Source organism: Aureimonas sp. Leaf324, from assembly GCF_001423245.1.
GTDB lineage: Bacteria > Pseudomonadota > Alphaproteobacteria > Rhizobiales > Rhizobiaceae > Aureimonas.
On sequence record NZ_LMOH01000010.1, the window covers coordinates 25478 to 37460 of the forward strand.

The 11983-nt window shown below is 68.9% G+C and carries 10 protein-coding genes; 8 read left to right on the top strand and 2 right to left on the bottom strand.

Annotation, left to right across the window (positions count from 1 at the left end; genetic code table 11):
* Nucleotides 1-61: 61 nt before the first annotated feature.
* The 4 genes from ASF65_RS07385 (at nt 62) to ASF65_RS07400 (ending at nt 5089) form a co-directional block, all read left to right on the top strand.
* On the top strand, nt 62-2350 hold the full coding sequence (locus ASF65_RS07385; protein ID WP_055887358.1) for a polysaccharide biosynthesis tyrosine autokinase: 2289 nt from the start codon (nt 62-64) through the stop codon (nt 2348-2350).
* Nucleotides 2351-2427: 77 nt separating this feature from the next.
* The gene (locus ASF65_RS07390; RefSeq protein ID WP_055887361.1) at nt 2428-3147 is read left to right on the top strand and encodes a metallophosphoesterase family protein; all 720 of its coding nucleotides are present in this window, start codon (nt 2428-2430) and stop codon (nt 3145-3147) included.
* The gene (locus ASF65_RS07395) at nt 3144-4130 is read left to right on the top strand and encodes an ATP-grasp domain-containing protein (protein ID WP_055887364.1); all 987 of its coding nucleotides are present in this window, start codon (nt 3144-3146) and stop codon (nt 4128-4130) included. Before ASF65_RS07390 ends, ASF65_RS07395 begins: the two co-directional genes overlap by 4 nt.
* A 26-nt stretch (nt 4131-4156) precedes the next feature.
* Nucleotides 4157-5089 (top strand): NAD(P)-dependent oxidoreductase, encoded by a 933-nt coding sequence (locus ASF65_RS07400; RefSeq protein WP_200940009.1) that lies wholly within the window; start codon nt 4157-4159, stop codon nt 5087-5089.
* Nucleotides 5090-5110: 21 nt separating this feature from the next.
* Here the strand turns inward: ASF65_RS07400 and ASF65_RS07405 are convergent, their stop codons facing one another.
* Together ASF65_RS07405 and ASF65_RS07410 are read right to left on the bottom strand one after the other, a co-directional pair.
* Nucleotides 5111-6337, bottom strand: a complete 1227-nt coding sequence (locus ASF65_RS07405; RefSeq protein WP_055887365.1) for a glycosyltransferase family 4 protein — start codon at nt 6335-6337, stop codon at nt 5111-5113.
* The gene (locus tag ASF65_RS07410) at nt 6334-7515 is read right to left on the bottom strand and encodes a glycosyltransferase (protein WP_055887368.1); all 1182 of its coding nucleotides are present in this window, start codon (nt 7513-7515) and stop codon (nt 6334-6336) included. The genes ASF65_RS07405 and ASF65_RS07410 overlap by 4 nt, the downstream gene beginning before the upstream one ends.
* A 314-nt stretch (nt 7516-7829) precedes the next feature.
* Between ASF65_RS07410 and ASF65_RS07415 the strand changes: the two genes are divergently transcribed.
* From ASF65_RS07415 to ASF65_RS07430, 4 genes are read left to right on the top strand one after another with little or no spacing between them, the layout of a single operon-like run.
* Nucleotides 7830-9122, top strand: coding sequence for a polysaccharide biosynthesis/export family protein (locus tag ASF65_RS07415; protein WP_082505248.1), 1293 nt, complete (start codon nt 7830-7832; stop codon nt 9120-9122).
* The gene (locus tag ASF65_RS07420) at nt 9119-9793 is read left to right on the top strand and encodes a sugar transferase (protein WP_082505249.1); all 675 of its coding nucleotides are present in this window, start codon (nt 9119-9121) and stop codon (nt 9791-9793) included. Before ASF65_RS07415 ends, ASF65_RS07420 begins: the two co-directional genes overlap by 4 nt.
* Nucleotides 9790-10476, top strand: coding sequence for a PIG-L deacetylase family protein (locus ASF65_RS07425; RefSeq protein WP_055887377.1), 687 nt, complete (start codon nt 9790-9792; stop codon nt 10474-10476). Before ASF65_RS07420 ends, ASF65_RS07425 begins: the two co-directional genes overlap by 4 nt.
* Nucleotides 10477-10506: 30 nt before the next feature.
* Nucleotides 10507-11790: a DegT/DnrJ/EryC1/StrS aminotransferase family protein gene (locus ASF65_RS07430; protein WP_082505250.1), complete on the top strand. Its 1284-nt coding sequence runs from the start codon at nt 10507-10509 to the stop codon at nt 11788-11790.
* Nucleotides 11791-11983 lie beyond the last annotated feature (193 nt).

Sequence of the window (11983 nt, forward strand, 5' to 3'; positions counted from 1 at the left end):
GCGGGGGACCTCGCTCCCAAGCCCCGCGATGACAGGCGTTTTGTTGCAGATCGGGTGATCCATGACCATCGGCATCCTTCACGACGACCACATGCCGACCGCCTTCCGGTCCATCCAGGACGACCAGCAACAGGCCGGCAGCTTCGGAGTGCGGGACGCGTTCGCCGTCGCCCGCCGTCGCCTGCCCCTGATCCTCGCCATCACGCTTGCGGGAACGCTTCTCTCGCTGGCCGCGAGCGTCGGGCTCGAGAAGACCTATACCGCGCGCTCGATGATCCTTCTGAAGCAGGATGATCCCAATCTCCTGGAGGTGTCGAGCCAACCCCAGACGATGGCGCCGAACACCCCCCGCATGGACACGGAGACGGATCTGATGACGTCGCGCGTCTTTGCCGGCCGCATCGTCGATTCGCTTAATCTCATCGCCGATCCCGGCTTCAACACGTTCCTGCCGCGCCCCCCGGCGACCGACGCCGAGGAACCGCAAGGGTTCGTGGCCGCCGGCCTCTCGTCCGCGGTGCTCTGGGTCAAGAGCGCGCTGCCGAGCTTCGGCGAGGAGGACAACGCGCCCCTGCCGCTGCCTTCGGTGCAGCGCGACCGGGCGATCACGGTGCTCCTGTCCAAGTTCTCGATCTCGCGGAACGGCGAGAGCTACGCCATCACCGTGACCGTCAACGACAACGACCCGAAGATGGCGGCGGCGCTGGCCGATGCGGTGACCCGCCTCTATCTCGAGTGGTCCGGCGAAATGAAGCTGAAGAGCACGAAGGATTCGGTGGAGTTCCTGCGGCAGCAAAGCCGCGAACTCGCCTTGCGGATTTCGCTGCTCGAAACCAACATCGCCAGCTTCGGGCGTGAGAAGGGCGTGTCGAGCGATCCTCGCGACGATCTCCTGCGGGCGACCCTGCAACAGGCCAACGAGCAGCTCAGCGTCGCCAGGGGCGAACTGACGCAGGCGCAGGCGCGCCTCGACCAGATCCGGATGGGCAAGGAGGCGTCGGCCGACGGCATCGGGCCGCTCCTGGCGTCCGACTTCCTGACCAAGCTGCGGGGGGAGGAGGCGACCGCGCTGAACGACAGGGCGCAGATCGCTCGCAACTTCGGTGCGAACCATCCGCTGATCCAGGAGGCCGATGCGAAGGTCGCCAGTCTCGACGCGATGATCGCGCAGGAGGTGCAACGGATCGAGGCGGGCGTCATGAACGACGTGCGTGTGGCGCAGGGGCGCGTGCGCAAGCTCGAGCAGGACCTCGCCGTCTCGGAAGGCGAATTGCGCAAGCGCGCCGAATCCGACATCCGCCTGCGCGAGCTCAACCGCGACCTGACGACCGAGCAGCAGCTCTACGACGTGGTGTCCGAGCGCCTCGGCAAGCTCGATCCCTACGCCCAGATCGTGACGCCCAACGCCAGCGTCCTGTCCTACGCCGCGGTGCCGATCGACCCGTCGTTCCCGAAAACCTACGTTCTCGTCGCCGGCGGGTTCGTCGGCTCCGTCTTCCTGGCACTGTTTGCCGTCGTCGGCCTCGAAACGCTCGACACGAGCCTGCGTCACCCCAAACGCGGGGCCCAGATCGCGCGCGCGCCCGCCCTGTCCGCGATCCCGAAGCTTCCGCGCCCGTTCCGCAAGCGGCGCTACGACGTCCTCGGCTACATGTGCGAGTATCCCCGTTCCGCCGTCGCCGAAGGATTCCGATCGATCTACGCCGCTTGTCGGCGCATGCCCAGATCGCAGGAGGGGGGACAGGTCGTCCTCGTCACGTCGAGCCTGCCGGGCGAAGGCAAGACCACGACGGCCGTCGGTCTCGCGGTCGCCGCCGCGTTCGAGGGGACGCGCACCGTCCTCATCGATCTCGACCTTCGCACCCGCGGAATGGAGAAGGCAGGCTGGGTCGCGGAGAACCACCCCAATCTCGAGGATTTCCTGTACGGCCGGAGCAGCCTCGAAGATGTCGCCCAGCCGATACCCGGCATTCCGGGCCTTGACGTGATTGTCTCGTCGCCCCTGGCGATCCACATCCCCAAGGTGCTCGGCGCGGGCAGCCTCCAGTCGCTGATCGCCAGGCTTCGTTCGGACTACGATTTCGTGGTCGTCGATTCGCCGCCGCTTCTCGTGGTCGACGACGCGATGGCCATCGCGCCCCATACCGACGGCGTGGTCGTGATCGCGGCCTGGGGAGGCACGAGCGAGGAAGCGCTGGAGGAAGCCAGCCGCCGGCTGGCGGCCGGCGACATCCGACCGATCGGCGTGGTGCTGAACGGCGTCGATCCGAATGCGGAAGGGGCGGTAGCCTTCTGCCGGACCCGTGCGCACCGGCGGCAGGTGAAACGCTACTTCAGCCGCGATTTCTGAATGCCGGACGCGGCGGTCCACGGTCCGTCCGGCCGCGGGACGGGCGCCGGCGAAGGCTTCGGCCAGACGGGGGAAAAATGCGCATTGCCGTCCTCAGCGACATGCATGCCGTGGCCGGAACCTACCGGGCAGCGCTTCGCGCGGCGGAGGCGGAAGGCTTCGACGCGCTGGTCATCCTGGGCGATCTCCTGACCTACGGCGTCGACCCCCGGGAGGTGATCGAGCTGACGGACGAAGCCCTGGCGCGACATGGCGGCGTTCTCGTCCTCGGCAATCACGACCAGATGTATCTGGACCGGCGGCAGGGGCGGACGGCGTATCTCGACGCGCTGCCGGACTGGATTCGCGAGACGGTCGACTGGACCTGCGAGGAGACCGACGACGCGCGCGCGCTCGCGGAATTCGCCTGGACGCAGGAATGGGTGAACGGGCGGGCGCTGATCGCCCACGCCAATCCCTATGCCCCCGGCGACTGGCGATATCTGGCAGCTCGCGAGGACGCGAAGGCGGCCGGCGCCGCGATCGCCGACCGGGGTCTTCGCTGGGGAATCTTCGGCCACACGCATCGGTTCCGTCGCTTCGACGAGGGCGATCTCTCCGTGTTCACGCTCGGCTCCCTCGGGCAGCCGCGCGATCCGCTCGGGACCCCGGAATGGGCGATGGTCGAGTTGTCTGGCGACCGGATCGAGGTGTCCCGCAGGCGGATCCCGATGGATCGCGAGGCCCATCGATCCGCCATCCAAGCCACAAGCATGTCTCCAGCCACGAAGGATCGCCTGTGCGCGTTTTTCCCATGACCAAGATCCTGGTGACCGGGGCCGGGGCGGTGCTGGGCCAGGGCATCATCCAGTCCCTGCGCCGCTCGTCCCTGCGGCCCGAGATCCTCGCGGCCGATCCGAACCCGCTGTCGGCCGGCCTGTTCTGGGCGGACAAGGCGTTCCGCGTACCCTTCGCGGACGATGCCGCCTTCATGGACCGCATCCGCTCGATCCTCAGCGACGAGCGTCCGGACGCGGTGCTCGTGGGCACGGACGTCGAACTGGCGGCCTTCTCGCAGCATCGCGCCGCGCTCGAGGCCGAGTTCGGAACGCGGGTCATCGTCAGCCGGCCCGAGGTCATCGCGATCGCCGACGACAAGTATCGCACGTTCCAGTTCCTGGACGGGGAAGGACTTCATCCGCCGCTGTCGGCCCTGCCCGAAGACCCGGCCGCGCTGGAGGAGCTGATCGACGCCGTCGGTTTCCCGCTGATCGTCAAGCCGCGCGTCGGGGCGCGCTCGGTCGGCGTGTCGCTCGTCAACGATCGGGATGCGCTCGCGCAGGCCCTCGACGGGCGGACGGGCCTCCTGGTCCAGGAGTGCGTCGGGACCGCCAACGTGGAATACACGGCGAGCGTGCTCGTCTTCGACGGTGAGCCCCGGGCCTCGATCGTCCTGCGCCGGGACCTTCGGGACGGCAACACCTATCGCGCCTATTCCGAGCCGAGCGAGGCGTTGAACGCCTTCACCATGCGCGCCGGTCGCACCCTCCAGCCCTATGGTCCCGCCAACTTCCAGTTCCGGACGGACCGCGACGGCAGGCCCCGGGTCTTCGAGATCAACGCGCGCTTCTCGGGAACGACGCCCCTGCGTGCCATGCTGGGCTTCAACGAGGTGGAAATGTGTCTTCGCCGCGTGCTGGGCGGCGAGGAAATCCGCCAGCCGGCCATCCGGGAGGCGACGATCCTGCGCTTCCAGAGCGAGATTCTGGTGACGCAGGACGATCTGGAACGCGTCCTGTAGCCATGGAGCGAGGGGCGCTTCTGGCCGTGACGGGAGGAACCGGCTTCGTCGGCCGGCACGTCGTCCGCTGCGCCCGCGAGCTCGGCTATCGCGTGCGGTTCCTGCTCCGCGATCCGAGCGCCGTCGAGAGGGCGGACGGGGAGCGCGTCGCCTTCGATCTGGACGACGAGGGGGCGCTCGACCCGGATGTTCTGCGCGGCTGCGACGCCCTCCTGCACCTCGCCGCCCACATCCCTCGGGACCACCTCGATCCCTGCGAGGCCGGGCGATGCTGGCGACGCAACGCCCTTGGCACGCTCCGTCTGATGAACGCCGCCCGCCCGGCGGGGGTGCGGTCCGTGTTCCAGCTCGCCAGCGCCAACGCCTATGCGCCCCACGTCGAGCGTCCGGACGAGCGGGCGCCGATGTTCCCCGCAGGCCGCGTCTTCTATCTGACGTCCAAGATCGCGCAGGAAACCTATGCCGAATTCGTCTGTCGTCGCGACGGCGTCGCCCTGACCACCCTGCGCCTCGGCTCGGTGTTTGGACCGGGCCAGTCGCTCGGTGCCGTCGCGACGCTTGCACGGCGACTGCAGCGAAACGAGACCGTGGTCCTCACCCATGGCGGATCGTTCGGCGCAGACCTCGTGTCGGTCGGCGACGTGTGCGACGCCCTGTTCCTTCTCCTGCGGGTGGAGGCGAGCGGCGTCTACAATGTAGGAAGCGGCGTGCGCACCACGATCGCGAACCTCGCCGCCAGGCTCTGCCGTCTCACCGAGACCGACCCCGCCCAGGTGTCCGGCGAAGCGGCTGTCGGGGAAGGGGACCCGGGGTTTCCCGCGCTCGACATCAGGAAGATCGGCCGCCTCGGCTACCGGCCGGGCGATCTCGACGAAGGCCTGCGCTCGCTTCTCGACTGGCTCGGCTGCGAGGAGCGTCCGGCGGCCCCTTCCAGCCGTCGAACGGGGCTTACGCGCTGATCGACCCGCCCTGCGTTCTCCTCAGAGTTCCAGGGCGCCGAGAAGCACGCGGTTGATCGCGTGGACGTCGAAGCGCTCCTCGGCCAGTCGGCGCGATCGGGCGCCCATCGTGACGGCCAGCGCCGAATCCTCCAGGAATCGCGCCATGGCGGCGGCCAGGGCGCCGGCGTCCCGCGGCGGAACGAGAACGCCGTTCTGCCCGTCGATCACCGTCTCGCGGCATCCCGGCGCGTCGGTGGTGACGATGGCGCGGCCCGTCGCCAGGGCTTCGAGCGCGCTCCTGGGAATGCCTTCGCGATAATAGGACGGAAGCACGAAGACCGTGGAGGCGGAGAGGTACGGCCGGACATCCGACGTTTCGCCGAGATATTCGACCGCACCGTCCGTCTGCAGCCGCTGCAGGTCGCTGCGCCCGATCGCCAGGGGGCTCTCGTAGAACGGTCCGAGAATCTGGAATCGCGCTTGCGGATACCGCGTCTTGAGGGCGCGGGCGGCCTCGGCGAATTCGAGAATGCCCTTCTCGCGAAGCAGCCTTGCGACCAGGAGGAAGACCGGTGGGCCCGGCGGGATCGGCTGTCGCTCGTAGAGGTCCAGGTCGACGCCCGAGCCTGAGATCGGGATCATCGGCGTCCCCGTGCCCAGCATCGCGTGGCGCCGGATGTCCTCGCCGTCGGCGTCGTTGTAGAAGAAGGCGGCGGACGCGCCGACGAGCGCGCGCCGATAGAGCTGGACGCTCAGCCAGCGAAGCGCCGAACCCGACACGGTCTCTCCCTCAGACCCGAACATGTAGCCGAAGCCGGTGAACATGGCGAAGCGCCGGCGAACGCCGGCGAGGCGCGCGGCAAGGCCTCCGTAGATGATCGGCTTCATCGTGTAGGCGAAGAGGATGTCGGGGGAGAGCGATCGCATCGTCCGGTAGAGCGAGGCCATCGTCCTGAGGTCGGCGATCGGATTGGTTCCCGTCCGCGCCATCGGGATCCGCTGGAACGCGACGCCGATGCCGGCCAGGGTTCGCGCCGCGTCGGCGTCGTCGTCGGGCGCCAGCGCCGTGACGCGGTGGCCGGCGGCGACCATGGCCTTGAGGAGTTCGAGGCGGAAGATCACGAGCGAGCGCGTCAGGCTCGCGATGACGACGATGTGCTGGCGCCCGGGCCGCCGGCCGGCCGGCCCGGCTGCCAAGGGTGCCGCGCCCGCTTGGTCGGACGATGCGGACCGGCCGACGGCGATGCTCGCATCCGAAAGGGTCATGCCGTTTCTCCGTGATGCAGAGGACTGGGCCGGGCCGCGCCGTGCCGGCGATGGGCGTCGAGGGCCCGCTCGTAGAGTTCCAGGTGCCGGTTGGCGTAGACCGGCAGCGAGAATTCGTCGACGATCCGCTCGCGCGCCCTCCGGCCGAGGTTTTGGCGCGTGGCGGGCGGCAGGTCGACCAGGTCGCGCAGGGCTGTGACGAGCGCCTCGGGGTCGCTCGGCGGAACCACCGCGCCGGCCGGGCCGACGAGCCATCGGCAGTCTCCCACCGCCGTCGCGACGACGGGCACGCCGCACGCCATCGCCTCTCCGACGGACAGGGGGAACGCCTCTCCCCAGGCCGAGGACAAGGCGAAGACGTCGAACCCCGGCAGGAGCGTTGCGACGTCGTCGCGCACGCCGAGCGTGGAAACACGCGTATCAATGCCGAGCGCCTGCGCTTGCTGGCGCACGGGCCCGTCTCCATGGCCCTCGCCGATGAAGACCACCTGGACGTCGCGCCGCTCGGCGATCAGTCGCGCCGCCGCGCGCACCAGGGCGATCTGATCTTTCATCGGATGGAAGCGGGCGACATGGCCGATGACGATCCGCTCCGCAGGAATGCCGATCATCTGCCGCAGGCGGGCGCCGGCGTCGCCGGACGGCGCAAAGACCGCGCAGTCCGTGCCGTTCGGGATCACGACGCGGCGGTCGGTGTCGAAGCCGATCCTCTCGTGGTCGTCGGCGGCGACGCGCGAGCAGTAGCAGATCGCCGCCGTGCGGCTCGACAGCTTGGCTGAGAGCCGGAGGATGCCGCGCGTCAACGCCTTCTCGTCACCGAGCCGCGTGATCGAATGATGGACGCCCCAGATCACCGGCGCGTGGGCCGCACCCGACAGCACGCCCAGCATCGCCGCCAGATTCCCGTGATGCATCCACCCGTGCAGGAGATCCGGCCGGATGGTGCGCACCTGCGCCCTCAGGCGCAGAAGGTGGTGCGGCAGGGGCAGTGTGCCCATGCCGACCGAGGCGACCTCGGCCCGCTGCGAGGCCGCTGCCGCCAGCCGGCCGGGCGGCAGGAGCGACAGGACGCTCGAGGCGTATTGCGCCGGATCGAGCTGCCCGAGGAACCGGACGAGCATGTGCTCGGCCCCGCCGACATTGAGCCCGGTGATCGTGTGGAGGACCTTGTGCGGCACGGCGCGTCCGATCGCTAGAGCCTGTCCGGGCGCGGCGGGAACCGCCCCGCCGTCGGACCATGCGGCAGAATCAAAGGTCCGGAGCGTGTCCCGTGACGTCGAGGTCACGGGCGCGCTCCAGGGAAAGCGGGTCGGGCCCCAGGTCTTCGACGAAGGGCCGACAGGCCTTCGACGATAACGGCGCCCCCCGTCGCATCCAGCTATCCGAATGGCGGAGAGCGGGTCGATGCCGGCGTATCCCGACCCTCCGAATGGATAACTCTCCGCCCCTCCCGAACGGCTCTAGCCTCGGGGAACAGCGATAAGGAGAGATCATGACCCGACTTGCCAGGAGGAGCGCGCGTCTGCTCGCACAAGCCGTGCTGGCCGTCGGCTGCGCTCTCTGCGGGCCGGCAGGTCCCGCTCTCGCCAAGGGGCTGGCGGTCGACGAGTACCAGCTGACCATCGGCGACGTCACGTCCTTCGATTTCCTCGACGACACGCTGCCGTCCGAACAGCTGACGGTCGCCAGCAACGGGCAGGTCAACCTGCCGTTGTTGGGCGGCTTCAAGGTGGAGGGGTTGACGGTCCCGGAGGCGTCGGACGCGATCCGCAAGGCGTTCGTCGACCGCCGCCTCTTCATCGACCCGCAGTTCTCCTTCTCCATCGTCAACTTCCGCCCGATCTACGTTCTGGGCGACGTGAAGTCGCCCGGCTCCTACGCCTTCCAGCCGAACATGAACGTCGAACAGGCGGTGGCGCTCGCCGGGGGGCAGTCGACCGGCGGCGCGACCTCCGAGGATCGCATCATCACGCAGGCCCGCCTGCGCGGCGACATGGACGAGACCGCCGTGGAGATTGCCCACGCGGCCGTCTCGGCGGCGCGCGTCAAGGCGCAGCTCGACGGGCGCGCCGAGCTTCGCGCCGAGGACATTCCCGACAAGGCGCGTCCCAGCATGACGGAAAGCCTCCGGGCGACGCTGATGCCGACGGAGCAGAAGATCCTCGAGGTGGAGGCGCGCGGCTACAAGACGCGCATCGGCCAACTGACGGCCGCAATCGAGGAGGTCGGCGGGGCGCTGAAGAATCTCGACCAGCTGGTGACCAACCAGAAGGCGGCCATCGATTCGGCGCGGGACGACCTCGAGCGCAGCCGGGCCCTCTACAAGCGCGGCATCAAGACCATCACCGAGATCTCCAACATCGAGCGCGAGGTCACCGCGCAGGAGTCCCATCTCCTGGAGATCTACAATCAGATGTCGTCGACGCGCCGCGAACTCGGCGATCTCCAGCGGGCTCTCTCGGACGCGACCGACCTGCGCACGCGCACCGCCCTGTCCGAGCTCCAGGGACACTACGCCGACATCGAACGGCTTCTCGCCACGCAGCAGTCGAAGGAGAAGCAGATCCTGCTCCTCAGCAGCCTCACCGCCGAGGAAGCCTCGCAGGACAGCACCATCGTCTTCATCTACCGGGTGCGCAGCAAGGTGGACGGCCGCGTCGTCACCCGCGAGGCCGACGTGTTCGACGATCTCGGCCCGGGCGACACCGTGCTCGTCGCCATCGATCCGGCGTCGAGGTCGCGCAGCGCGACGCTTGCCAGCGCCAGCCTCGGCCGCATGCCATGAGCGGGATCGAGACCGGGGGGCGTACGGGCGAAGCGGCGGTCGGAACACCCGTACCCTGGCGGGCGGCGTTGATCCGCGCGTTGGCGGCGGTCCTGCTCCTTCTTTCCCTGCCGTTCTGGTTGCTGGCTGCCGGCATCGTCTATGCCAGCATCGGGCGTCCGCTCCTGTTCCGGCAGACGCGCAGCGGCCTTGGGGCCAGGCCGTTCACGATCTGCAAGTTCCGCACCATGCGCGACACGCGCGGCCCCGACGGCACGCTTCTGCCCGACGCCTTCAGGCAAACTCGCGCGACCCAGCTGCTGCGAGCCTGGCGCCTGGACGAGCTTCCCCAACTGCTGGCGATCGTTCGCGGCGACATGACGCTCGTCGGCCCGCGTCCGCTCCTGCCCGGCACGATCGCCGCCTTCGGCGACTGGGGGATCGCGCGATGCGCCGTCCTTCCGGGCCTGACCGGCTGGGCCCAGGTCAACGGCAACACCCGGCTCTCCGACTGCGAGAAACTCACCCTGGACCTCTGGTACGTGCGCCACCGCAGTCTCGTCCTCGATCTCAGGATCCTCTTCATGACGGTGCTCGTGCTCATCCGGGGCGAACGGCGGATGCTGGCGACGATCGCCTCGGCCGCGGCGGAACTTGCGCCCTCGGACGCTGCGGGCGGTGCGGCGTCATGACCGGGGCTCTCGGTTCCTTCGGCCGCGTGCTCGTGATCGCGCCCCATCCGGACGACGAGGTCCTGGGTTGCGGCGGGACGATGGCCCGGCTCGCGGGCGAGGGCTGCGAGACCCACGTGGCGGTCGTCACGCGTGGCAGCCTGCCGGAGTTCGACGAGGCGACCGTCGCGGGCATTCGCGCCGAGGCCCGAACGGCCCACGCGCATCTCGGCGTCACGCGAACCCACTGGCTCGACCAGCCGGCGGCCAAGCTGGCCGAAACGCCTCATTCGACGCTGAACGCCGCGCTGCAGGGGATCGTCCGCGAGCTGCGTCCCGACACGCTCTTCATTCCCTTCGTCGGCGACATGCATCTCGATCACCAGCTGATCTTCCTGTCCTCGCTCGTCGCCGCCCGCCCGCATCAGGCCGAATATCCCCGCAGGATCCTCGCCTACGAGACGGTCTCGGAAACCAACTGGAACGCTCCCTACGTCACGCCCGGCTTCCTGCCGCAGGTGTTCGTCGACATCGAGAACACCCTGGATCACAAGCTCCAGGCGATGGCCATGTTCGCGTCCCAGGTCCGCCCCTTCCCCCACGAGCGTTCGATCGAGGCGCTGCGCGCTCTCGCCCTCGTGCGCGGGACCCGCATTCACCGGAGCGCCGCCGAGGCCTTCGTGCTCGTCCGCGACGTCTTCTGATCTTCCGACACTGTCCAAGGAGCGATCCCCATGAAACGCTGGCCGATCTACGACGAGGAACAGATCTGCGACGTGGTCGAGGTGCTGCGGTCCGCGAAGGTCAACGCCTGGACGGGCGATCATGTCGCCCGCTTCGAGGAGGCCTATGCGAACCACCTTGGACGCCGCCACGCGGTCGCGGTCGCCAACGGCACCGTGGCCCTCGATCTCGCCTTGCGGGTGCTGGGGATCGGACCGGGCGACGAGGTCATCGTCACCCCGCGCAGCTTCGTCGCCTCGGCCGCTTGCGTCCCCTTCGCGGGCGCCACGGCGGTCTTTGCCGACGTGGACCCCCTATCCGGCAACCTGACCGCCGAGACGATCGCTCGCCGCATCACCCCGCGGACCAAGGCGGTGATCCCCGTTCATCTGGCGGGATGGCCCTGCGAGATGGAACCGATCATGCGGTTGGCCCGCCGCCGGGGCCTGAAGGTCATCGAGGACTGTGCCCAGGCGCATGGCGCCCGCTACGACGGCCGTCTCGTCGGATCGTTCGGCGACATCGCGGCCTTTTCGTTCTGCCAGGACAAGATCATCACGACCGGCGGGGAGGGTGGCCTCATCGCGATGGACGACGATGCCCTCTGGCAAGCGGCCTGGAGCCTGAAGGATCATGGCAAGTCCTACGCGCTGTCCCATCAGGGCCTCGGAACACCGGGATTCCGCTGGCTTCACCAGTCGATCGGCACGAACTGGCGCATGATGTCGATCCAGGCGGTCCTCGGTCTGCGGCAGCTCGAGCGTCTGGAGGACTGGCGTCTGCAGCGGGAGCGCAACGCACGGATCTGGATGAACGGCTTCAGGGATCTGCAGCTGGTCTCGATCCCCGAACTGGCTTCGCAGCATACGCACGCCTGGTACCGCCTCTACGCCTATCTGGATCCGTCACGGCTTGCCGATGGCTGGACGCGCAACATGCTGGTGGCCGCCATCGCGAAGGGCGGGGTGCCCTGCTTCTCCGGCAGCTGCTCGGAAATCTATCTCGAGGAGGCGTTCGCCTCCGCCCATCTTGGTCCCGCCAAGCGGCTTCCCGTCGCTCGCCGCCTCGGAGAGAGGAGCCTCGCCTTCCTCGTCGATCCATCCTGGAGCGCAGAGGAAACGACCGCGGCCGTCGCGGTGGCGCGCGCAGTTCTCCTTGAGGCGACGAGGGACGTCGCCCCCGTGCGGCCGGCGGTCAAGCTTCGCGACCTGGAGACGATCAAGCCTGTCCGCATCCACGATGTGGTGGCGGCGCAGGCCACGCTGCGTCCTCCGTTGCAGGATCGGGCAGGCTGAGTGTCGCCGACGAATCCAGGATGCGTTTGCCGCCGGGAGCCGAACGAACGTTCGGCTCCCGGTCTTCTTGGCTGAGAGCCGGCTCCCCTTCGCAGCGATGTCGCGCCGCCCCCGTCTTCAGGCGAAGAGCTGCCAGCGCTTGGGGATCACGGTGATCGGCGTGCCGGCCTCGCTCGGGGCGTGGGCGGGCAGT

What these genes read in the sequence shown, in the direction of transcription:
- ASF65_RS07385 (WP_055887358.1), top strand. Translation starts at nt 62, where the DNA reads ATGACCATCGGCATCCTTCACGACGACCACATGCCGACCGCCTTCCGG.
- ASF65_RS07390 (WP_055887361.1), top strand. Translation starts at nt 2,428, where the DNA reads ATGCGCATTGCCGTCCTCAGCGACATGCATGCCGTGGCCGGAACCTAC.
- ASF65_RS07395 (WP_055887364.1), top strand. Translation starts at nt 3,144, where the DNA reads ATGACCAAGATCCTGGTGACCGGGGCCGGGGCGGTGCTGGGCCAGGGC.
- ASF65_RS07405 (WP_055887365.1), bottom strand. Translation starts at nt 6,337, where the DNA reads ATGACCCTTTCGGATGCGAGCATCGCCGTCGGCCGGTCCGCATCGTCC.
- ASF65_RS07415 (WP_082505248.1), top strand. Translation starts at nt 7,830, where the DNA reads ATGACCCGACTTGCCAGGAGGAGCGCGCGTCTGCTCGCACAAGCCGTG.
- ASF65_RS07420 (WP_082505249.1), top strand. Translation starts at nt 9,119, where the DNA reads ATGAGCGGGATCGAGACCGGGGGGCGTACGGGCGAAGCGGCGGTCGGA.
- ASF65_RS07425 (WP_055887377.1), top strand. Translation starts at nt 9,790, where the DNA reads ATGACCGGGGCTCTCGGTTCCTTCGGCCGCGTGCTCGTGATCGCGCCC.
- ASF65_RS07430 (WP_082505250.1), top strand. Translation starts at nt 10,507, where the DNA reads ATGAAACGCTGGCCGATCTACGACGAGGAACAGATCTGCGACGTGGTC.